General features: G+C 65.8%; 21 protein-coding genes. 11 read left to right on the top strand and 10 right to left on the bottom strand.

The features are described from left to right. Position 1 precedes the first annotated feature (1 nt). From pgaB to pgaD, 3 genes are read left to right on the top strand one after another with little or no spacing between them, the layout of a single operon-like run. The gene (pgaB, locus tag BJI69_RS16490) at positions 2-1,876 is read left to right on the top strand and encodes a poly-beta-1,6-N-acetyl-D-glucosamine N-deacetylase PgaB (RefSeq protein WP_244465219.1); all 1,875 of its coding nucleotides are present in this window, start codon (positions 2-4) and stop codon (positions 1,874-1,876) included. Further along, positions 1,873-3,123 carry a poly-beta-1,6-N-acetyl-D-glucosamine synthase gene (pgaC, locus tag BJI69_RS16485; protein WP_046966576.1) on the top strand — a complete coding sequence of 417 codons (1,251 nt, stop codon included), beginning with the start codon at positions 1,873-1,875 and terminating at the stop codon, positions 3,121-3,123. The genes pgaB and pgaC overlap by 4 nt, the downstream gene beginning before the upstream one ends. Then, entirely contained in the window at positions 3,120-3,563 is a 444-nt protein-coding gene (gene pgaD, locus BJI69_RS16480) for a poly-beta-1,6-N-acetyl-D-glucosamine biosynthesis protein PgaD (RefSeq protein ID WP_046966575.1), read from the top strand. Before pgaC ends, pgaD begins: the two co-directional genes overlap by 4 nt. Positions 3,564-3,668: 105 nt before the next feature. On the opposite strand, the gene egtB is transcribed toward pgaD, so the two are convergent. From egtB to BJI69_RS16430, 10 genes are all read right to left on the bottom strand, one after another. Further along, on the bottom strand, positions 3,669-5,858 hold the full coding sequence (gene egtB, locus BJI69_RS23095) for an ergothioneine biosynthesis protein EgtB (RefSeq protein ID WP_078023247.1): 2,190 nt from the start codon (positions 5,856-5,858) through the stop codon (positions 3,669-3,671). A 25-nt stretch (positions 5,859-5,883) separates the two neighbouring features. Continuing rightward, on the bottom strand, positions 5,884-6,261 hold the full coding sequence (locus BJI69_RS16470) for a DUF427 domain-containing protein (protein ID WP_046966574.1): 378 nt from the start codon (positions 6,259-6,261) through the stop codon (positions 5,884-5,886). 164 nt (positions 6,262-6,425) lie between these two features. Continuing rightward, positions 6,426-7,508: an SAM-dependent methyltransferase gene (locus tag BJI69_RS16465; RefSeq protein WP_046966573.1), complete on the bottom strand. Its 1,083-nt coding sequence runs from the start codon at positions 7,506-7,508 to the stop codon at positions 6,426-6,428. After that, positions 7,505-8,284: a DUF1295 domain-containing protein gene (locus BJI69_RS16460; RefSeq protein ID WP_425476859.1), complete on the bottom strand. Its 780-nt coding sequence runs from the start codon at positions 8,282-8,284 to the stop codon at positions 7,505-7,507. The genes BJI69_RS16465 and BJI69_RS16460 overlap by 4 nt, the downstream gene beginning before the upstream one ends. A gap of 5 nt (positions 8,285-8,289) precedes the next feature. Further along, the gene (locus BJI69_RS16455) at positions 8,290-8,826 is read right to left on the bottom strand and encodes a DUF2878 domain-containing protein (RefSeq protein ID WP_046966572.1); all 537 of its coding nucleotides are present in this window, start codon (positions 8,824-8,826) and stop codon (positions 8,290-8,292) included. Beyond that, positions 8,823-10,076 carry an SAM-dependent methyltransferase gene (locus tag BJI69_RS16450; protein ID WP_046966571.1) on the bottom strand — a complete coding sequence of 418 codons (1,254 nt, stop codon included), beginning with the start codon at positions 10,074-10,076 and terminating at the stop codon, positions 8,823-8,825. The genes BJI69_RS16455 and BJI69_RS16450 overlap by 4 nt, the downstream gene beginning before the upstream one ends. Further along, positions 10,073-10,837 (bottom strand): DUF1365 domain-containing protein, encoded by a 765-nt coding sequence (locus BJI69_RS16445; RefSeq protein WP_046966570.1) that lies wholly within the window; start codon positions 10,835-10,837, stop codon positions 10,073-10,075. The genes BJI69_RS16450 and BJI69_RS16445 overlap by 4 nt, the downstream gene beginning before the upstream one ends. Beyond that, positions 10,834-12,099: an NAD(P)/FAD-dependent oxidoreductase gene (locus BJI69_RS16440; protein WP_046966569.1), complete on the bottom strand. Its 1,266-nt coding sequence runs from the start codon at positions 12,097-12,099 to the stop codon at positions 10,834-10,836. The genes BJI69_RS16445 and BJI69_RS16440 overlap by 4 nt, the downstream gene beginning before the upstream one ends. Positions 12,100-12,101: 2 nt before the next feature. Beyond that, entirely contained in the window at positions 12,102-13,001 is a 900-nt protein-coding gene (locus BJI69_RS16435) for an acyl-CoA desaturase (RefSeq protein ID WP_425476858.1), read from the bottom strand. Between the two features lie 125 nt (positions 13,002-13,126). Then, positions 13,127-13,888 carry a hypothetical protein gene (locus BJI69_RS16430; RefSeq protein ID WP_046966567.1) on the bottom strand — a complete coding sequence of 254 codons (762 nt, stop codon included), beginning with the start codon at positions 13,886-13,888 and terminating at the stop codon, positions 13,127-13,129. Positions 13,889-14,029: 141 nt separating this feature from the next. On the opposite strand from BJI69_RS16430, the gene BJI69_RS16425 reads away from it, so the two are divergent. From BJI69_RS16425 to BJI69_RS16390, 8 genes are all read left to right on the top strand, one after another. Further along, the gene (locus tag BJI69_RS16425; RefSeq protein WP_046966566.1) at positions 14,030-14,587 is read left to right on the top strand and encodes a sigma-70 family RNA polymerase sigma factor; all 558 of its coding nucleotides are present in this window, start codon (positions 14,030-14,032) and stop codon (positions 14,585-14,587) included. Then, complete coding sequence (locus BJI69_RS16420; protein WP_046966565.1) at positions 14,584-15,318, top strand: anti-sigma factor; 735 nt, start codon at positions 14,584-14,586, stop codon at positions 15,316-15,318. The genes BJI69_RS16425 and BJI69_RS16420 overlap by 4 nt, the downstream gene beginning before the upstream one ends. Before the next feature lie 151 nt (positions 15,319-15,469). Beyond that, on the top strand, positions 15,470-16,045 hold the full coding sequence (locus tag BJI69_RS16415) for a TetR/AcrR family transcriptional regulator (RefSeq protein WP_046966564.1): 576 nt from the start codon (positions 15,470-15,472) through the stop codon (positions 16,043-16,045). A gap of 64 nt (positions 16,046-16,109) precedes the next feature. Further along, positions 16,110-16,970, top strand: a complete 861-nt coding sequence (locus BJI69_RS16410) for an SDR family NAD(P)-dependent oxidoreductase (protein WP_046966563.1) — start codon at positions 16,110-16,112, stop codon at positions 16,968-16,970. 10 nt (positions 16,971-16,980) lie between these two features. Next, a complete protein-coding gene (locus tag BJI69_RS16405; protein WP_046966562.1) occupies positions 16,981-17,655 on the top strand; it encodes an NAD(P)H-binding protein in 675 nt (224 codons plus the stop codon). Positions 17,656-17,763: 108 nt separating this feature from the next. Next, complete coding sequence (locus BJI69_RS16400; protein ID WP_046966561.1) at positions 17,764-19,257, top strand: GGDEF domain-containing protein; 1,494 nt, start codon at positions 17,764-17,766, stop codon at positions 19,255-19,257. A 718-nt stretch (positions 19,258-19,975) separates the two neighbouring features. Continuing rightward, a complete protein-coding gene (locus BJI69_RS16395; RefSeq protein ID WP_078023245.1) occupies positions 19,976-21,805 on the top strand; it encodes a vWA domain-containing protein in 1,830 nt (609 codons plus the stop codon). Positions 21,806-21,968: 163 nt separating this feature from the next. Next, positions 21,969-22,523, top strand: coding sequence for an RNA polymerase sigma factor (locus tag BJI69_RS16390; RefSeq protein ID WP_046966817.1), 555 nt, complete (start codon positions 21,969-21,971; stop codon positions 22,521-22,523).

Below are 22,523 nucleotides of genomic sequence, written 5' to 3'. Positions count from 1 at the left end.
CATGCGTTCGCTGTTGTTCCTGCTAGCCCTGCTCGGGCTCGCGCTCCCCGCTTTCGCGCAGACCGTCACGCCCGTGCGGCCTTCGCTGATCGTGCTCGCGTATCACGACGTTCGCGACGACGTCGGCCTCCGCGCCGACCGCGATCCCGATGCCACCAGCACCGACCACCTGATTTCGCACTTCGACTGGCTCAAAGCCAACGGCTACAACATGGTCAGCCTGCAGCAGGTTGTCGATGCGAGCCACGGCGGCGCGGCGCTGCCGGCCAATGCTGTCCTGCTCACCTTCGACGATGGTCTGGAAAGCTTCTATACGCGTGTCTGGCCGCTGTTGCGCGCCTACAACTACCCGGCGGTAGCCGCCATCGTCGGCTCCTGGATCGACCTGCCCGCCGGCAAGCGCATGCCTTATAACGGTTCCGACTGCGATCGCGACTGCTTCCTCACCTGGGACCAGGTGTCCGAGATGCACAAGGGCGGACTGGTGGAATTCGCGTCGCACTCCTGGGGCTTGCACGAGGGGACCAACGGCAACCCGCAGGGCAACCTGCTGCCCGCGGCAGCCTCGCTGCGCTACGACGACAAGGCGCACGTCTACGAGGACGAGGCACAGTACCGCGCGCGCATCGGAGCCGACCTGCAGCACAGTGCCGACGAAATCGCCGCGCATACGGGCGTTCGCCCGCGCGCCGTTGCGTGGCCTTACGGAGCCTATACCCGCGTCGGGCGCCAGGTGGCGGCCGAGCACGGCATGCCGGTGACCTTCAGCCTGGGCGACCGCCTGCCCACGCTCGAAGTCGGCAAGACCATTCCGCGTCTGCTGGTCAGCGGCAATATCACGGCGAACCGCCTGGGCTGGCTCCTGCGTCACCTGGATCGCATCGAGCCCACGCGTGCCGTGCAGGTCGACCTCGACTACGTCTACGACCCGGATCCGGCCCAGCAGGATCGCAACCTTTCCAAACTGCTCGACCGCATCAAGCGTCTGCATCCGAGCCAGGTCTGGCTGCAGGCGTACGCGGACCCCGATGGCGACGGCGTTGCGGATGCGGTGTACTTCCCGAACCGCCACCTGCCGATGCGGGCCGACCTGTTCTCGCGGGTGTCCTGGCAGCTGCGCACCCGCGCCGGCGTACGCGTTTACGCGTGGATGCCCGTGCTCGCTTTCCGTTTTCCGGACGGCAAGGATCTTCCTTCGCTCGCCGGCGAGCCGAAACCCGGCGGCGACCACTTCCGGCTGGCACCCTACGACCCGAAGGTTCGCGCCATGATCGGCGACGTCTACGAAGATCTCGCCATGCATGCCGATACGGCAGGTGTGCTGTTCTCCGACGATGCCTATATCCGCGACACCGACCACCTCGGCCCGTGGGCGAAGAACACACCGGCACAGAACACCCAGGCCTTGATCGACTTCACGCTGGAGCTGTCCGAGCGCATGCAGAAGTGGCGCCCGCAGCTACGCACGGCACGCAACCTGTACGCCCTCCCCGTCCTGCAGCCGAATGCGGAAGCCTGGACGGCGCAGAGCCTTCCCGCCTTTCTCAAGGCCTATGACATGACGGCACTGATGGCGATGCCCCAGCTGGACCAGCAATCGGATCGCATCGGCTGGTACAAGCACCTGGCCGCGCAGGTCGGGGCGGTGCCGAACGGCTTCGATCGCACCCTGTTCGAATTCGCGACGCGGAACTGGCGCACCCATACCCCGATCAACGACAGCGATCTGGCGCAGCGCCTGCGCACGGTGCAGGCCGCCGGTGCACGGCACATCGGCTATTACCCGGACGACTTCCTGCACGACCACCCGGACCTCGAAACCATCCGGCCGTTCATCTCGGCATCCGATTACCCCTACCCGGAGCCGACCCGATGAACGGCGGCATTCTCCACGTCCTGCTGGAATTCGCGTTCTTCTATCCGCTGGTGATGTCACTCATCTGGATGACCGGCGGTGTGATCTATTTCATGCGCTGGGAACGTAACGAGCCGGTGCGCGTGAAGCCGCCCGCGCTAGAGTCCTACCCGATGGTCACCCTCGTGGTGCCCTGCCATAACGAAGGCGAACAGGTTCGCGAGACCATCGCGCACCTGGCCTCCCAGCAGTACCCGAACTTCGAGATCATCGCGATCAACGACGGTTCGACCGACGACACGGGCGCCCAGCTCGATCAGCTGATGGACCAGTACCCGAAGCTTCGGGTGATCCATATGGCGAGCAACCAGGGCAAGGCCATGGGCCTGCGCGCCGCCGCCCTTGCCTCGAACGCGGACTTCCTGGTCTGCGTCGATGGCGACGCTTTGCTCGACGACTACGCCACTCACTGGTTGCTCTCGCACATGCTGGACAGCCCCCGCGTGGCCGCGGTGACCGGCAATCCACGTATCCGTAACCGCTCCACCCTGCTGGGCAAGCTGCAGGTCGGCGAGTTCTCGTCGATCATCGGCCTGATCAAGCGGGCGCAACGTGTCTACGGCCGCATCTTCACGGTATCCGGCGTGATCGCCGCCTTCCGCAAGAGCGCCCTGCACGATGTCGGCTACTGGAACACCGACATGGTCACCGAGGACATCGACATCAGCTGGCGTCTGCAAATGCGCCATTGGGAAATCCGCTACGAACCGAATGCGCTTTGCTGGATCCTGATGCCCGAGACGCTGCGCGGCTTGTGGAAGCAACGCCTGCGCTGGGCCCAGGGTGGTTCCGAAGTGCTGCTGCGCTATACGAAGAAGCTGTTTGCCTGGCGCCAGCGTCGCATGTGGCCGGTGGCCATCGAGTACGTCATGAGCCTGGTCTGGTCGTACACCATGGCGATCATCGTCACCCTGTGGGTGCTCGGCCACCTGATCGACCTGCCGCCCTCGCTCTACATCGCGACGCTGTTGCCGCAGTGGCATGGCGTGGTCCTGGGGGCGATCTGCCTGCTGCAGTTCCTGATCAGCCTCCTGGTCGATCGCCGCTATGAAACGCGCATCGGCCGCAATTACTACTGGATGATCTGGTACCCACTGGTGTACTGGATCCTCAACACGGCGACCTCGATCGTCGCGATGCCCAAGGCGCTGATGAAGCGCAAGGGCACGCGGGCGGTATGGGTCAGCCCGGACAGGGGACTTCGATGAAAGCCGAAGCAATCATGATCCAGCGGCCCGAACGCCAGTCGTCGATGCAGAAAGCGATGTTCGGCATCGTCACCATCGTCGCCTGGCTTTTCTGGGCCTTCCTCTGGCTACCGCTGATCACCCTGGGCGCCTGGGCCTTTGGCGTTCGCAGTGCCTGGCTGCAGCTTTACGTGCTGGAACCGTCCCACAAGGAAGGCGACCTCAGCGTCGTGCTGATCGCCGCCATCATCTGCGCACTGGTCTTCAGTGCCTGGGCCGGCTACAACCGCGCGCGCTTCGCCGGCAAGCAGAAGCGTCGTGGTAACAACCCCGTCGGCGTCGAAGCCACGGCCCGCGTGATCGGCGCGAGCACCGAGGATGCCGTCAGCATCCAGGCACATCGGCGTGCCGTGGTGAGCGTGAGCGACGCAGGATTCATGACGGTCGACCAGGTCCGCTAAACCGGCTTTTGGCAGGAGCCGATTCATCGGCGATCCCGCGGCAGCGGGCAAGCTTGCCGCGAGCACTCTTTCGCCGATGAATCGGCTCCTACCACAGCCCGAACCCTACAGTAGCGCGAAGATACCGAAGGCCGGGTCAGGCGAGATCCACTGTTGATCGACCCGCCAGCCACCCGCTTCGGCAAGCCGTGCAAACGACGCCGGTGTGAACTTGTGCGAGTTCTCGGTGTGGATGGACTCACCGGCGGCGAACCGGAAGTGCTGGCCAGCCACCGTGACCTGCTGGGCCCGGCGACTTACCAGATGCATCTCGATGCGCTCGCGCTGCGCATTCCAGACAGCGCGGTGCTCGAAGGCCTGCGGATCGAAGTCACCACCCAGCTCGCGATTGATCCTCACCAGCACATTGCGATTGAACGCGGCCGTCACACCCTCGGCGTCGTCGTAAGCGGCAATCAGTGTGTCGATCGGCTTGACCTGATCGGCACCAACGATGAAGTGGGCATCCGGTCCAAGACGTTCGCGCACGGACCGCAACAGCGCGATCGCTTCCTCCGCGACGAAGTTGCCGATCGTCGAACCCGGGAAGAACGCCACAACCGGCCGTCCCGCCAGGGCTTCTGGGACATGGATCGCCTGGGTGAAGTCACCGACCACCGGGTGCACCTCCAACGCCGGGTAAGCCGAGCGCAACCGTTCGACGGCGCCGTTGAGCGCATCGACGCTGATATCCACCGGAACGTACGCCGAAATCTGCGGAGCCGCGTCGAGCAGCACGCGCGTCTTGTCGCTCGCGCCACTGCCCAGTTCGAGCAGCACGGCGCCCTCGGGAATCGTCGCCGCCAGCGCCGGTGCGATGTCATGCAACAGCGCGGTTTCGGTCCGCGTCGGGTAGTACTCCGGCGTGACACAGATCGCTTCGAACAGGGCCGATCCGGCCGCATCGTAGAAATACTTCGGCGAGAACGCTTTCGGCGACGCGGACAACCCCGCGAGGGTGTCGCGCAGGAAGGTCAGGCGGTCGTCGTCGGGCGAGTGGCCGACGTCCCGGGCCAGGCGCAGGCCGGCGAACATCCAGCGCTGGCCCGGGCGGTAGAAGTTCCGGTACGAGGGGCGGGCGTGGTGCGGCGGCGTCACGCTGGCGCCACCGCGAAGCACCATCTGCCCGCTCATGAACTTGCCGTTGTATTCGCCGACGGCATCGTCCGTCGCGCGGAAACCGGGATACGGCGAATAGGCGCTGGCGGTCCACTGCCAGGCCACATCGGCGACCTGGTCCAGGTCGGTGCGCGTGCGCACGGCATGCTCCCACTCCGCCTCGACCGGCAGACGCGCGCCGGCCCAGCGCGCGAAGGCTTCCGCTTCGTAGTAGCTGATATGGCTCACGGCGGCATCGGGGTCGACCGGCCTCCAGCCGCCCGGCGTCATATGCGACCAGACGTCGTCCTCGCGGCGCCAGTACAGCGGTGCTTCCCAGCCCTCTTCCTGACGCTGCGCCCAGCCGTCCGACAGCCAGAGGTCCGCACGGCGGTAGCCGCCCAGCGCCATGAAGGCCAGCCACTGCCCATTGGTGACGAGACGGTCGGCGATCTCGAACGGCTCCAGCCACACCGTGTGCCGGGGACCTTCATTGTCGAACGCGAACGGCTCATCGACGGCGCCGATACGCACGGGGCCGCCTCCGACGCGACGGAATCGTCCCGCGGGACCGGGGGCCTGCGACGGCCACGCCGGATCGACTGCGGGCTTGAGCGGTGACTGGGCGAACAGGTGCTGCATGTCCATCACCAGCAGTTCCTGGTGCTGCTCCTCGTGGGCGAAACCCAGGTGCAGCAGCGCTTCCAGTTCCGCCGGGGGCTGGTCCTGCAGGAAGGCACGCATGTGCGTGTCCACGTGGTGGCGATAGGCCATCACCTGCGCCACTGACGGGCGGGTGAGCAGGCCACGCAGCGGCCGCGGATGTCGCGGGCCGACAGCCTCGTAATACGAATTGAAGAGGTAGCCGAAATCCGCATCGAACACCTGGTAACCCGGCACGTTTGGTCCGAGCAGGAAGGTTTCGAAAAACCAGGTGGTGTGTGCGAGATGCCACTTGGCGGGGCTGGCATCGGGCATGGACTGGACAACCATGTCTTCGGCGTCCAGCGAGGCGATCAGCGCCTCGGTGCGCGCGCGCACGGCCTCGTAGCGGGCCAGGAGCGAGTCGCCGGTGTGACATCGCGTCGCCGCCGCGCCTTCGCCGGAACGAAGGGCAGCGGCGCCTGGCGCCCAGGTGGTATCGACGATGGCTTGCATGTGTCAGGTTCCCTGCGCTGGCGAATCAGCCCGGCGTGTGCTCGATGCTGACCCGGTCCGGGTAAAAAGCGAGATGGTCGCGAATCGTCGCGACGGCATCGTAAGGCGTCTCATAGGTCCAGATCGCGTTGATCGCGTGCTCGGCGTTGCCGGGCAGACTGAAATACGACGCCTCCCCTTTATAAGGGCAGTAGGAGTGGTGTTCGGTCTTGGTCAGCGCCGCCATGTCGGCGTCCGCACGAGGAATGTAGAACACCGCCGGATAGGTCGATTCTTTCAGAGTCAACGCGTTGCGTGTATCGGCGATCACACGGTCGCCATCACGTACGACGACGCGCCCCCCGGTGGGGGTGACCGTGATCGGATGGTCGGGGCCTGGGATACGAACGGGACGGGACGACATGGCACTCTCCTAACAGTGCGGTGCAAGCCACACATCGTGCGACCACGGGATGCCGATTCCAAGGCGACAATCCGGAATAGGTGACATTACCCCCAGGCAAAGCTGGCCGGATTGGACGTTTCTGACGGCCTTGTCTCAACGGCGCATGCCGCGCCAGCCGCGCTCTAGAGCGGCTTGGCGAATCGGTAATGGGCCACCAGCCATTCCTGCCCGCCGGCGTAACCGAACAGTTCGGCACAGGCCATCCAGAACATCCGCCAGCGCTGGAACCAGAGTCCAGCCGCGTTGCCGTACGTCCCTTGCAGCACTTTCATGATTTCTTCACGGGCCATGTCCTGGTTCACCAGCCAATGGTTGGCCGTGCGCTCGTAGTGCGTGCCATCGACATGCCAGCGATGTTCGATGCGCAGATCCTTCTGGAACCACAGCAAGGTATCCGACGCCGGCATCAGGCCGCCGGTGAAGAAGTGGCGACCCATCCAGTCGTCCTCGCCTTCGGTCTCGAACGGATACATGAGGGTCCGGTGGGCGAAAATGTGGACGAACAGCTTGCCACCCGGACGCAACCACCGCGCGATACGCGAGAGCAGTGTTTCGTAATTCCGCATGTGCTCGAACATCTCTACCGACACGCAGCGGTCGAACTGGCCGGCCCCCAGTTCGAGGGCATTCGCATCCGCGGTGATCACATTGACATTGTGGATGCCGCGCGCCGAGCAGCTGGCTTCGATGTGTCGACGCTGGCTGGCGGAATTGGATACCGCGGTGATCCGCGATCGCGGATAACGCTGGGCCATCCACAGGGTCAGCGAACCCCAGCCGCAACCCAGCTCGAGGATCGACTGGTCGTCGGCGAGTTCGGCACGTTCGGCGTACAGCGCGAGCATCGCCTCCTCGGCTTCGGCCAGCGATTCGGCGCCGGTCGGGTAATAACAGCCCGAATACTTCAGGCGCGGCCCGAGGCACAGTTCGAAGAACCGCGGGGGTAGCTCATAGTGCTGCCCATTGGCCGCATCCGTGTGGATCGCGACCTCGCTGTGTTTCAGTCCCTCGATACGCCCCTGATAGCGCGCGGCGACGGCAGCCAGGCCGCCGGCACCTTCCTCGACCAGGCGCTTCGCACACAAGCGACGGATACCGGCGCGGAGCAACGCGTCGGGGACCAGACCGCGCTCGGCAAGGCCGAGCAGGCCGCGCGAGGCCTGATCTTCACGGGCATACGAAGCGGGACTGACGACGGTGTTCATGGGTTATCGCTCTCATGTTTCGGGAACCACGGAAAGAACATCGGGGTGTCGCGCTGGTAACGCCGGTAGGCCTCGCCACGCGAGCGCAAGGCTTGCGTCTCGGTGTAAGGCACGCCACTGACGAAACGCAGGAACAGGAACATCACCAGCGGTCCGCTCCAGGCCAGCCACCACAGCGGCGAACCGATCGCCAGGACGACGTAGGCAAACCAATGCAGCCATTCGAAGAAGTAGTTCGGGTGGCGTGAGTACCGCCAGAAGCCGGTGCGGCAGGTCTTGCCCTGGTTGCCGGGATCGGCGCGGAATACCGCCAGCTGCCGGTCGGCGAGGGACTCGCCGCCGACACTGAGCAGCCAGATCGCGACGGCAAACCCGATGGCCGTCGTCGAGACGAACGGGTTCGCAGCCACCGCGAGGAAGGGCACGGCGAAGACGCCGACAAGGAAGGCCTGGAACTGGAAGAAGCCGAAGAACTTCAGCTGGCTGCCGTGCCAGTGCGCGCGTAGCGCACGATAGCGTCCGTCTTCCGCTTCGCCTGCCACGCGATGCCACAGATGCAGGGCCAGGCGAAGCCCCCAGAGGCCACCGAGGACAGCCATCACCACGCGCGTCGCAGGCGCGCCCGCACCGACGAGCGCGGCGAGCACGGCGGAGCCGCCGACGCCGGCCGACCACAGCACGTCCACGATGCCCGCGTTGCTCCGACGGCGCTGCCAGGCCCAGCCCGCCGTCATCATCCAGGCGGTGGCCAGCCAGATAACCAGCAAGGTGTTCAGCGTGCTCATGCAGGCGTCCTCGCGAGCGACCATCGGTGATTCAATGCCGCGAGCAAGGGCATCGCCACGGCCCAGCCCACGCCGAGTACGGCGAGGGCACGCCACTCCGGTACGTGGAAGGTCAGTGCGTCCCAGCCACGTGCGGCGCCCGCATAAGCCAGGGGTCCACCGATGCCACCGAGCAACACGGCAAGCAGTGGCCGCGTACCCAGGGCGCGCAAGGGACCGCTCAGCGTCAACGAAAAACAGGCCCAGAGGCCGAGGATCCACACGGGCGCGCCACCGCCGGGTACCGCAGGCGAGGCAGCGGCGTAGTCGGCCAGATGCAGGCCGCGTACAAGACCGTCGATGACGACGCCACAGACCAGGGCGACGGCGAGTACCTGCGAGGCACTGCGACGTTGCGTGGTCACGCCAAGCTGCCAGACGACGAAGGCGAGCGCCGCCAGCACCCCGGGCCAGGGCTGGCCGCGCCCGGCGAAGATGACCGCGACGAACCAGACCGCCTGGTAGCCGATAAGACTGGTCCAGGTGGCGATCATCCCGGCACGGCCCCGTGCAGCGGCTTTTCCATCAGCAGATGCGACACACCGATGGAGCGCTCACGGAAACCACCCTCGCAATAGGCCAGGTAGAACTCCCACGAGCGGATGAAGCGTTCGTCGAAGCCCTGCCCGCGCACCTGGCCGAGACTGCCGAGGAATCTCTCGCGCCACGCCTCGAGCGTCCGCGCGTAGGAGAGGCCGAAGTCCTCCAGGCGCACCAGCGCAAGATCCGTCACGCGCGTCTTGGCCGCCAGCATGGCCTGGATCGACGGAATGAAGCTGCCCGGAAAAACATGGCGCTTGATGAAATCGACCGAGGCCAGTGCCTGGGCGTAACGGTGGTCTTCGATCGTGATCGCCTGCACGAGCGCCCGGCCGCCCGGACGAAGCAAGCTGCCGAGTTTGGCGAAATAGGTATCGAGGTAACGTGCACCAATCGCCTCGATCATCTCGATCGACACCAGCTTGTCGTAGGTCCCGACCAGGTCGCGGTAGTCTTCCAGAAGCAGGGTTACGCGATCGTCCAGACCAGCCTCCTCGACGCGTGACGCAGCCAGCGCATGCTGTTCGCGCGAGATCGTCGTGGTGGTGACGTGGCAACCGTAATGGCGGGCGGCATGCACGGCGAATCCGCCCCAACCCGTACCGATTTCAATGACCCGGTCGCCAGGCTTCAGGTCCAGCCATTGGCAGACACGGTCGAGCTTGCGCGTCGAGGCGAGTGCGAGCGTGTCGTCCTCACCCTCCCACAGCGCGGACGAATACATCAGGTCCGGCGAGAGGAACAGGCCGAAGAAATCGTTGCCGAGATCGTAATGCGCGGCGATATTGCGGCGACTGCCTTCGCGCGTGTTCCGCCGCAAGGCATGCCATCCCTTCATCGCCAGGCCACCCAGACGCGCCAGCCCGGATTCCATGCCATCGAGAAGATCGCGGTTGCGTACGAGCAGGCGGATCAGGCCCACCAGGTCGTCGCAACGCCACAGACCATCCATGAAGGCCTCCCCTGCGCCGACGCTGCCATTGGCGGCAACGGCCCGATAGAACGCGAGGTCATCGACCTGCACGTGCACGACCAGCTCCGGGTGGGTTTCGGCCACCTGTCCCAGCTCCACGCGCCCCAGGGGATCGTCGAGGATCAGTCGGCCATGGCGCATGCCCTGCATTCGCGCCAGCAACATGCGGCGCAGGAAATGCCGGTCTCGCGAGGCAGGCACGGCGTCTCCGTTCCCGAGGATGGCGTTCATGGCGTTCTCACCGGATGATCGTGAATGGGGTTGCGTTTGAGCCACAGGCGAAGCGCTTCAAAGTGGATGGCGCCGACGACCTTGGCCGTCATCAGCGGATAACGCCACAACACGCGCGCCAGCGAAGCGCTGGTGAGTTCGCGGCGTTGCAACGACAGATGGGCGTCGAACTCGCGAACGCCGTCACGCAACACGTCCATATGCACGCGAAGCCGCTCGCCCGGACAGGTGAAGCGCCAGCGGTACTCGCGCTCCATCGGCATGAAGGGCGAGACGTGGAAGGCCTTGGGAAAGGTCTGGTCGACGACGTGCCCGTTCATGTCTCCATCCACACGAAGCACATAGCTATGCCGCTCTCGCCAGGGCGTGTTGGTGATCTCGGCGACCACGCAGTCGAGTGTCGTGCCGTCCGCCTGGTAGCAGTAGTAGAACGTCACGGGGTTGAAGACGATGCCCGCGTAGCGCGCATGGGTGAGTACGCGAACCGGTCCGGCCGGGCGATAACCCAGCGAGGCGCCCGCACGGTCGCGCACCGCTTCCGCCAACGAGCGTTCGGGCGGACCGAGATAATCCGAACGCCGGAACTCGGCGAGGTTGCGCCCCGTCGCCGACCACAGCCAGCGCCCGGCGAATACCCGCTCGACTTCGTCCAGGTCGAGATAGAGCTGGGCCATGCGGTAGCGGAATGCGTGATCGTGCGGCGCGTGACGGTGATGTGTCACGACACCTTCGTAGACCGCGCTGGCGAAGCGTTCGCTCATGCGACCACCGTGCCCCGCACGGCCAACCCGCGTTCGAAATCGCGCGCGAGCTCCACGGCGCTGCGCATGCCATCCTCATGGAAGCCCCAGCCCCAATACGCACCGGCGAACCATGCACGGCGCCGCCCCTGGATCTCGGACTTGCGCATCTGCGCGGCGACCGAGGCATGCGTGTAGACCGGGTGCTGGTAGCTCATGCGCCGGAGAATGCGCTGTGGATCGATGGCGTTGGTGCGGTTGAGCGTGACCACGAAGGGCTCGGGGGAATCGAAGCCTTGCAGCAGGTTCATGCAATAGCTGACCGTGCATGCGTCACCCGGGTCGGCAGGGATGAAGGCGTTCCACGCCGCCCACGCCTTGTGCGATCGCGGCAGCAGCGAAGCATCCGTATGCAGGACGGTATCGTTCGCCTGGTAGGTCATCGCACCGAGGATCGAGCGCTCGACTCCGTCGGCGTCGGCCAGCAACGCCAGCGCCTGGTCGCTGTGGCAGGCGAGCACCACCTCATCGAAGGCATAGGTGCCAGCATGCGTGACCAGATCGACGCCGTCTTCATGACGGCGCACCGCGACGACCGGCGTATTCAGACGCTCGGTCACCGACCAGCGGGCGCGCATCGCATCCACGTAGCGTCGCGATCCGCCGCTCACCACACGCCACTCCGGTCGCCCGGAAAGACTCAGCATCTGGTGGTTGGCCATGAACTGCACGAGATAGCGAGCAGGAAAACCGAGCACGGCCGCCGATGGCGACGACCAGAGCGCCGAGGCCATCGGCACGAGATGCTCGTCGCGAAAGGCGGCGCCATAGCCTCCACGCTCCAGGTACTCGCCCAGGCTCGGACCGTCGCCGGTCTCGTCGAGCAAACGCGGAGCCTCGCGGTAGAAGCGCATCAGATCGCGGATCATGCCGAGGAAACGCGGCGATATCAGGTTGAGGCGCTGGCAGAACAAAGTATCCAGATTGGCGGCGTTGTACTCGAGGCCGCTGGCCTGGTTACGCACCGAAAAGCTCATGGTCGTCGGCTGCGTCGCGACGCCGAGTTCATCGAACAACGCCGACAGCAAGGGGTAGTGGGCACGGTTGTGCACGATGAAACCCGTATCGACCGTGTAATGTCGATCACCCATCGCGACGGCGTGCGTATGGGTGTGTCCACCCGGGTAGTCGTTGGCTTCGAACAGGGTCACCGCATGCTTGCGCGAGAGCAACCACGCCGACGCCAGCCCCGCGATGCCTGAACCGATCACGGCGATGCGCATGTTCACCTCTTCGCCTTCGCCGCGACCCAGGCCGGAATCGGCTTGAGGTCGTGCACCAGGCCCAGCCATGCCATCACGCGCAAGCCATAGTAGGTCAGGTCGATTTCCCACCAGCGGAAGCCCTGGCGCACCGTACCCGGAAAGAAATGGTGGTTGTTGTGCCAGCCCTCACCAAACGTCAGCAGCGCGAGCCAGACGTTGTTGCGGCTGTCATCGTCGGTATCGAAACGACGGCGGCCGAAGCGATGCGCCAGCGAGTTGATCGTCACCGTGGCGTGGAACAGCACGGTCGTGGAAATGAAGAATCCCCACACCAGCATTTGCCAACCGGTCGTGCCCAGACCCGGCGCCACGTGCTCGAGGACCTTGCCGAGGCCGAACAGCGCGATGGCGAGCAACACCGGGATGGCCGTGTCGAAGCGGTCCAGCCAGCGAAGTTCCGGATAATTCGCCAGGTCGGGCACACGCGCCATCTCGGTGCGAAAGCCGTTCGGTGTGAGGAACCAGCCGACATGACTCCACAGGAAACCGTGGACAGCCGGCGAATGCGGATCCAGCAGCGTGTCGGTATGCCGATGATGATGACGATGGTGCGCCGCCCACCACAGCGGACCGCGTTGTACGCAGCTCGCGCCGATCAGGGCGAAGACGAACTGCACCGGACGCGAGGTACGGAACGTGCGATGCGAGAAGTAGCGGTGATAAAAAGCCGTCAGGGAGAACATCCGCACGGCGTACAGCGCCAGGGCGACCCAGAGGGCCACCGGTGAGACACCCGTCCAGATCGCACCGAAGCAGGCCAGGTGCATGACCACGAAGGGCGAGGCGCGGAGCCAGTCGATGCGATCGCCCCGTGCCGTGTCGACCGGTGCGGCCGTGGACGTGTCGAACCACCGGCGCAGGGTACCGACGCGGTGCGCCACTGGCGGCGACTCTGGCGTGGCGTTGGGGTGGACGTTCATGCGGACTCCCGTGGCGTTCCCTTACCTATACGGGGCGGCGCGGGTCACGGATGCACGAACATGGCCTAGATGCTGCAGCGGCCGTCGAGTTTCGCCGCCAGCGCCTGCTCCACGGCGACGTCCGCCAGGTTGCCTTCACGTTTGTCCGGCGGGAATTCGATGCGCACCTGGCGCAGCTTTCCGTTCTCGCCCCGGATCGAGCCCATGCCCTCGAAGCGGCGCAAGAGGCGGTCGGCCGTGGTGTAACTGAGCACGACCGTCGGCGCGGCGAAGGCATACCAGGCGTCGAGCTTCATCGTCATGCGCCTCACCCCGCCGCTGGTTTCGCCGTCGATCAGGCGCACGTTGTAGAAGGCGAAACGCGCCGGCAGCAGGAATGGGATGCCGTCGCGGCGCTTGCCGACGCTGTCCCAATGGGTGCGCACGTAGACATCGAAACCGGCGTCGATCACGCCGTCCCTCTTGTCCGGCAACGGCTTGGCCACTTCGCTCGCCGCGCCACGCTTGGCATATACGCTGCGGCTGCCACCGTTCGAGCGCACGCCTTCCGCGTCGCCATTGCGCGCGTCGACGAAACTGAAATCCGGGCCGATCACCGTGTTCCCACCTTCCAGGACCTTGCGCGCGAAGGCCTTGCCATCGGGACACTGGTACTGCACCACCTGACGTGCAACGCCGACGGTGTGGACTTCGCGATAGAGCAACTGCCCGCTATCGGGCGCATACGCGTCGCCGACGAAGCGTTCCGTGGCGGCGGGGGCGGCACCGCTGGCCAGGCAGGCGGCAGCGGCGAAGGGGACGATCGGGGCGGATGAAAGAAGCCTCACGGATAAGTCGTCCTCGGAAGGGATGGCGACAGTGGATACGAGCCCGCGTGAAGAGCGGATGCGGATCGCGACGTGCAGACCGTGGTCATGCTATAGATCGCCCCGCCCCGATCCATCGAACGACCGTATAAGGACCCACGCATGCCAGCCACCAGCCCCGCCGAGCGCGACGAGCTGAATCGACTGTTGCAACGTACCGCGGACGAAGACCAGCGCGCCTTCGAAGAGCTGTACCGGCGTACATCGTCGCGCTTGTTCGGCGTCTGCCTGCGGCTGATGGGCGATCGCGACGAGGCCGAGGAAGTGCTCCAGGAAGCGTTCGTCACCGTCTGGAAGCGTGCGCGGAGTTTCGACGCGAAGCTGTCCAGCGCGATCACCTGGCTGGTGACGGTCGCCCGGAACAAGGCCATCGACCGCCTGCGCCAGCGTCCCGACCTGCGTCCGGTCGAGGTGGATTGGGAAACCCTCGTCGACGAGGGCCCCGGCCCCGCACACGGCGCCGAGAGCGACGAGGAGTACCGCAACCTGCAGGCCTGCCTGGCCGAACTGGAAACCCAGCAACGTCGTTCGATCCGTGAAGCCTTTTTCGGCGGCGCTACGTATAACGAGTTGGCGGAACGTGCAAAGGTGCCCCTCGGCACCATGAAAAGCTGGATTCGTCGTGGTCTCCTGCAACTCAGGGCATGCCTCAATCCATGAACAGCAGCTTCGAATCCGACAAGGACAACCTGCGCTACGCCGAGTACGCGCTCGGCCTGCTCGACGCCGATGCGCGAGCCGCCGTGGCACGGGAAGTCCAGAGCAATCCCGAGGCCGCCGCGGCGGTTGCGCTGTGGCAGCGACACTTCACACCCCTGGCCATGGAAGTCACCGACGTGGCGCCACCTGCCCATGTCTGGGCCGGCATTCGTCGCCGTCTCGCCTTCGATAAGGCAGCGACGGTTAGCGGGACCTCGCGTTCGCGCGCCAGCGCCTGGGACAGTCTGGGACTGTGGCGTTGGATCGGCGTCGGTGCCACGGCAGTCGCGGCGTGCCTGATCGTGGTCACCCTGAACCGGCCGGTCGCGCCGTCCGTCGCCGTCCACCCCTCGGTCCTCATGGTCTCGACGATCGCCGGCGACAACGGCGTCGCGGGCTGGACCGCCACGATGGACATCGACCGCTCCGAACTCCTCGTCGTGCCGGCGAGCCCCGCCGCCGTCGCCGCGGACCGCAACACCGAACTGTGGCTGATCCCGGCAGGCGGCGCCCCGATCTCGGTCGGCGTCTTCCCGCCCGGCGATCCCAAGCGCTTCCACCTGGACAAGGCCCTCCTCGACCGCCTCGGCCCGACAGCGGCGCTTGCCGTGTCGCTGGAGCCTGTCGGTGGCTCGCCCACCGGGCAGCCGACCGGACCGGTCATTGCCAAGGGCGCTATTCGGGCTGCCTGATAGGGGCATCGCCGCTGAAGCGGCTCCCACAAGGACGTGAGGCCCCTGGTGGCGCCGCTTTGTGTAGGAGCCGATTCATCGGCGATAGGGTGCTTGCATTACCCCTCCCAGCCCTCATAATGAGCAAGCACTCACTTATTATCGACCCGCCATGGCCCGCCTCAAGAGCGAAGAAAAACGCAACGCTATCCTCGCTGCCGCCGCCCAGGGCGTGGCCGAGCGGGGTGTCGGCGCGCCGACATCGCTCATCGCGAAACTGGCAGGCGTGGCCGAAGGCTCGATCTTCACCTACTTCGCCGACAAGGACCTGCTGCTGAATGCGCTCTACCTGAGCGCGAAAAGCAGCCTGCGCGAGACGATGTACGAGGGCTATCCCTCGCGAGCGCCGATCGAAGAGCGCTTCGAGCACGTCTGGAACCGCTACCTCGACTGGGGCATGGCCGAACCTGCCCTGCGCATCGCCATGGCCCAGCTCACGGTGTCCGAACGGATCACGGCCGACACGCGCGCGGAAGGCGAGCGGGTCTTCGGTGACATCGCCGGCCTCTTCAACGAGGGCATGGCGTCGGGCGCCCTCCGCCAGGGGCAACCCATCGGCTTCATGGCCGGGATCATCACCGCCGTGGCCGAAACCACCATGCACTTCATGGCGCAAAACCCGGCCCAGGCCGCCGACTATCGACGTGCCGGCTTCGAAGCCATCTGGCGTGCGATCGGCTCGGGCTGACACGCGCCTTTTATCTGCCCACTTAACCGAGTGTGTACTCACTCACTATAACGAGGATGTCCCCATGTCACAGGTCTGGCTCATTTCAGGAAGTGGCGCCGGTCTCGGTCGCGATATCGCCGAAGCCGCGCTCACCGCAGGTCATCGCGTGGTCGCTACCGCGCGACGCGTCGAAACGCTCGACGCGCTTCGCACCCGCTTTCCCGACACGCTCAAAGTCACCTCGCTCGACGTGGCCGACGAAGCCGCGTGCATCGACGCCGTGCGCTTCACGCTGGACGCCTTCGGCCAGCTGGATGTCCTGGTCAACAACGCCGGCTACGGTCAGCTCGTGCCCTTCGAGCAGATGTCCTCGGCCGACTATCGCGCACAGATCGAGACCAACCTGTTCGGCGTGGTGAATCTCACGCGCGCCGCCGTCCGTTCGATGCGCGAGCGTCGCAGCGGGCGCGTCATCAACGTGTCCTCGGTCGGCGGACGAATCGGTACGCCCGGCATGTCGGCCTACCAGGCAGCGAAATGGGCGGTCGGTGGACTCTCCGAAGTACTCGCCGCCGAACTCGGTGCACTCGGTGTGCATGTCACGGCGATCGAGCCGGGCGGCATGCGCACCGACTGGGCGCGCCGTGCGGGTGCCGATCTTCCGTCCTTCCTGCCTGACTACGAGGCCAGCGTCGGCGCCCTGCGGAACATGCTCTCCGGCTACGCCGGCAACGAAACAGGCGATCCGGTGCGCGTCGCCGAGGTCGTGCTCCGCCTCGCCGCGCATCCGCGTCCGCCGGTACGACTGCTCCTGGGCAGCGACGCAGCGACCTTCGCTGGCCAGGTCGAGCAGGCCCGCCGCGAAACCGACCAGCGCTGGGCCGAGGTCAGCCGTTCGACCGACATCGGTGCCGGCGCCATGCCCGCCTTCCCGGCCTACTGAGGACACCGGCATGAGAATCCTGCTGTTCGGTGCCACCGGTATGGTCGGCCAGGGCGTCTTGCGCGAATGCCTGCTCGCATCCGACGTCGACGAGGTCGTCGCCATCGGGCGATCGCCGAGCGGCGCCAGCCATCCCAAACTGAAGGACCTGGTCCAGGCCGATCTGTTCGATTACCGCGCCATCGAGGACAGGCTCGGCGGTTTCGATGCCTGCTTCTTCTGCATCGGCGTGACGTCGTTTCGCATGGACGAGGCGACCTATACGCATCTGACCTACGACATGACCCTCGCCGCCGCGTCCACGCTCGCCCGGCTCAATCCGGCGATGACCTTCGTCTATGTCTCCGGTGCCGGAGCCGATAGCAGCGAATCCGGCAAAGTCATGTGGGCTCGCATCCGTGGGCGCACGGAAAACACCTTGGCCCGGTTGCCGTTCAAACGCGTCCACGCCATTCGGCCGGGCGCCATCCAGCCCATGAACGGCGCCCGGTCGCGCACGCGCGCCTACCGGATGATCTATCCGCTGATGGCCCCTATCCTGCCGATTTTCCGGGCGCTCATGCCGTACAGCGTGGCGACGACCGAGACGGTGGGGCGTGCGCTGCTCGCACTGGCCCGGCACGGCTATGCAAAGACCGTCCTCGAAACCCGCGACATCGAGGAGGTGGTGCGGAGCGGCGCCTGACCTTCACATTTGTGGTGTCCCAAACCGTAAAATCCGGCGCAATGAAACTCAACTTCCTGCTCCGCCCGCCGATATGATCTATGCGTTGCAGGTCGGGGGAGGCACGCCATGAAAGCATTCATCGCCGCGGCCGCCATCGTCGCGGTTCACGCAGCCGCGCTGGCGGTCCTGCCCGCCAGCGGCATGGCACTCTCGTATACGTTTTTCTTCTCCGTGGCCGCCCTTGCCATGTTCAGTGCATGGCGGGCCTGGATGCGTTCGGGCACGCCCCGTGACCACCGCTGGTGGCTCCTGCTTGCCAGCCTCGGGTTGTGGACGATCGGCATGTCGTTGTCGGCACGACAGAACTACGTGCTCGACAATTCGAACCCGGCGCCCGGCGACAGCATGTTCTTCTACATCCTGTATGTCCTGCCGGTGCTCGTCGCCGTCTCCTCCGCACCCGTCGCGGCGCGAAAGAAATGGGCCATGGCGATCGACCTCGTCCTGGCTGGCCTGCTCGGCGTGCTGTTCTACATCCGTACCTTTTCCATCGTGACGCTCGAAGGCGCGATAGGCCCGCAGCAGGCAGTCGACGTGGCCTACATGCTCGACTTCGAAAACGTCTGCCTGGCCGTTGCCGCCCTGCTGCGCTTCGTCGCCACCGATCGCGCCGACGACCACGCGTTCTTCCGCGCGGTCATGGCCTTTTTCGTCGTCTACGCGATATCCGGTTACTCGTACAACCACTACGTCGCGCTCAACGGCCATCCTGACTTCGGCACTTCCTCCTGGGACGCCCTGCTCGACCTGCCCTTCCTCGCGCTGTTCATCGTCACCATGACGAGGCAGCCGCAACGCCACTGGCATCCGCCGGTGTACCTGATCCGCTTCGTGCAGAGTGCGAGCCCGACCTTCCTCGCCATGAGCGTGCTCGGTTTCGGCCTGATGGTGATCCCGGTCTATCCGTCGCTCGGTATCGGCGGCGCCATCGCCGCCGTGATCGGCATCGGCCTGCGCGGCACGCTGGCGCAGGTCGATCTGGTCGAGGAGGAATTTCGCCTCTCGCGCAGCCGCGACGAATTGCAGGGCCTGGTCTTCACCGACAGCCTTACCGGGCTGGCCAACCGCCGCGCGCTGGACGAGCGGCTCCTGCGTGAGTGGCACCGCCCTGCCCAGCGCGAGCCGATCGCCCTGCTCATGGTCGACGTGGACTTCTTCAAGGAATACAACGACCGCTATGGCCATCTCGCCGGCGACGATTGCCTGCGCGCACTCGCCTCGGTGCTGTCTGGTCGCGGCCTGCGCGCCGGCGACTTCATCGCCCGCTTCGGCGGCGAGGAGTTCGCGGTGATCGCGCCGGGCACCCGCCTCGCCGACGCCGTGGCCCTGGCCGAAGACCTCCGTGCCCAGGTCGAAGCGCAAGGCATCGTGCATCCGCTGAGCCCGTTCGGCGTGCTGACCATCACGATCGGCGTGGCCACCCTGCTGGCCAATGCCAACGGCGGTCCGCTGGACCTGCTCAATGCCGCCGATCGCGCGCTCTACCGTGCGAAGAACGCCGGCCGCAACCGCATCGGTGCGCAGGGAGATGCTCGCCTGGAACCCTCGCGCGCTTCTTGAGCGAAATGCGTCGCCGTGCGTCGCGGTGCGTCGCAAGAGCCGGCGGGTGCCACCCTCGGGGCCACGATGAGGTTGGTTGAAGGGAGAGCGCAAACGCGACGCGCACGCGCAACGCAGTGCTTTGCTGTGGGAGCCGCTTCAGCGGCGAACCCTCAGCGCATCGAGCAAGCGAGCGAGGCCGAGTGGCGAAGAGGCGAGCGGTGAAGCGCCAGCACGATTCAACGCAAGGCCTCCTTCGCGATCGCGACGCTGAGGGTTCGCCGGCAACAGCCGGCTCCCACATAAGGCCAGCGTCACAAACCTCGCGGTGCATTCGATCATGCGAGCGTTGGCTCGACCCCACCCCACCTCAGTCTTCGGAAGAGCCGGCGGGTATCGCCCTCGGGGCCGGTAGCGCAGGCGAGGCGTCCCACCGGATAAAGCCCGAAGGGGGCTGGCCAGGACGGCCAGCCGTTTTCGCGAGACAGGATGTCGAGTCGGAAACCGCCGGTGGGGCGCCGACCCGGCCCGTAGGGCAATAAAGAAACGGCCGCGATTCGCGGCCCTTCCTTCGCGGGTCGCCGGAGCGTGGCCCCGAGGGCGATACCCGCCGGCTCTTGCGACGCAGCGCAAACGCGAAGCCGAAGCCGAGCCCCCCCCAAACACCCACGAAAATAAATTTAACCCCTTTCCCCAACACCCACGTTTCATCTGCATGTCCCCCACGAGGTCACGCACGATGAATACGCTACGCATCACCCTGCCCCTGCTGTTTGCCGGCCTCGTCGTCGCGGCGGGTAGCGCCGCCTCCGATGGATCGTCTCGCCGGCACATCGCCGCCGAGCCAGCGGTCGTCAACGACGCACCCTGCGAACAGGTCGGACGCAGCTACGGGCCCGGTCGCCCGCTGCCGATACCGATGGCCGTGGCGGCGAAATCGAGTTCGCGGGCACCCGTTGCCGTATCCGCACCGGCACCTGCCGCCCCGCCGGCTCCGATGCCCTTAGCCGTCGCGGAAGCCGATGCCACCGCCAGCGCATCGCCGACGGTCGCCGCACCGGTGATGTCCAGGATCCAGCGGGCGCCCGTACCCATGGGCGGCATCATGGGCCCCATGCTGCCGGCGCAGTACGCGACCGATCGCGACAACTACAAGCATCGCGACGCCAATGCCGTGCACCTGGCCGCCACCGATCCGGTGTCGACCTTCAGCATCGACGTGGATACCGGCTCCTATACCAACATTCGCCACATGCTCAACGAAGGTCGCCTGCCGCCGGCCGATGCCGTGCGAACGGAAGAGTTCATCAACTACTTCGACTACGGCTATGCGCCGCCGGTGGATCGCTCGCGGCCGTTCAGCGTGACCACCGAACTGGCGCCCGCGCCGTGGAACAGCAACCGCCAGCTGCTGATGGTCGGCATTCAGGGTTACAAGGTCCCGGTCAGCGAGATCCCCGCGGCGAACCTGGTCTTCCTCGTCGACGTCTCCGGGTCGATGGATGAACCGGACAAGCTGCCCTTGCTGAAGGCGTCGCTGAAACAGATCGTGCCCAAGCTCCGCGCGCAGGATCGCGTTTCGCTGGTGACCTATGCCGGTGCCACGTGCGTGGCGCTGCCGTCGACGCCAGGCGACCGGCACGCGACGATCACGGCCGCCATCGATGCGCTCGGCGCAGGCGGTTCCACGAATGGCGCCGCGGGCATCGACCTCGCTTACGCGCAGGCCATGAAGGGCTATATCAAGGGCGGCGTGAATCGCGTCATCCTCGCGACCGACGGCGATTTCAACGTCGGCACGACCGGTGTGCAGGCGCTCAAGGATCGCATCGCCGAGAAGCGCAAGAGCGGTGTGGCATTGACGACGCTCGGTTTCGGCGAAGGCAACTACAACGACGAAATGGCCGTGGAGCTTGCCGATGTCGGCAATGGAAGCCATCACTACATCGACAGTCTCGATGAGGGACGCCGCGTGCTGGTCGACGAGATGTCGGCCACGCTGATGACCATCGCGAAGGACGTGAAGATCCAGGTCGAGTTCAATCCTGGGGTGGTCGCCGAATACCGCCTGATCGGCTATGAGAAGCGCGTACTTGCCCGCGAGGACTTCAATAACGATGCCGTCGATGCGGGTGAGATCGGTGCCGGCGCGAATGTCACCGCGCTCTACGAGATCACGCTCAAGGGTGCGCCCGGTGCACGCGTGGATCCCCTGCGCTACGGCAAGGATGCACCCGTCGAGGCGAAGGGTAACGAACTGGCCTTCCTCCGCCTGCGCTACAAGGCACCCGAGGGTGGTGCCAGCCAGCTGATCGAGGAGCCGCTGTCGGCACACGTCGCCGCGGCACCCAGCGAACGGCTGCGCTTTGCCGCCGCCGCGGCTGCGTTCGCCGAAAACCTGCGTGGCGGAAAGTATGTCGACGACTTCGGTTACGACAAGGTCGCGGCGCTGGCGCACGGTGCGCTCGGCAAGGACGAGGGTGGTTATCGGGCGGGCATGGCGAGACTGGCGGCGCTGGCCGGCGGGATGCAGACCGAGCAGCCGGTGGCGGGGGCTTTCATTCGCTGAGGCGAGAAGCTGGCTGACTGAGGCGAGCACCCTTCGCCGATGAATCGGCTCCTACCCGAAGGCGGCGTTGCTGCCCTTGTAGGAGCCGATTCATCGGCGATCCACCGGAGCGAACAACCTGCCCATCGCCCAAACCCCCGTGAATGCCTTACCCTCCCCGGCCATGGATGCTCCCCTGGCCGACGATGGCGGACTCATGCTCGCCTGGGCGGGCGGGGACGCGGCTGCCTTTGCCGAGCTTTACGCGCGGCACAAGGGTCCCCTCTACCGGTTCCTGTTGAAAACGGTGAAGGATCGCGCGATCGCCGACGAGCTCTTCCAGGAAACCTGGAGTCGTGTGATCGCGGCGCGTCAGCGTTATCGTGTCGAAGCGAAGTTCAGCACGTGGCTGCTGCAGATCGCACACAACCTGGCGATCGACAGTTTCCGCAAGCAACGCCCGCAGGCCGGTGCGGAGGAAGCCGAAGCGGTGTTTGCAAACCAGGCCGCACCCGAACGCGAACAACCCGAGCACGCGCTGTCGGATTTCGAACTGCGTCGGCGCATGCAACGTGCCATCGAGAGCCTGCCGGACGAACAGCGCACCGCCTTCGTGCTACGCATGGAGAACGAACTTTCCCTGGAGGACATCGCCGCCGTCACCGGCGTAGGACGCGAAACCGCGAAATCGCGACTTCGCTACGCCATGGCCCGGATCCGCGAACTCGTTGCCGAATGA

This window comes from Luteibacter rhizovicinus DSM 16549, from assembly GCF_001887595.1.
GTDB classification, from domain to species: Bacteria; Pseudomonadota; Gammaproteobacteria; order Xanthomonadales; family Rhodanobacteraceae; genus Luteibacter; species Luteibacter rhizovicinus.
The sequence above is the reverse complement of the archived record's forward strand: the minus strand, read 5'-3'. Positions and strand labels throughout refer to the sequence as shown.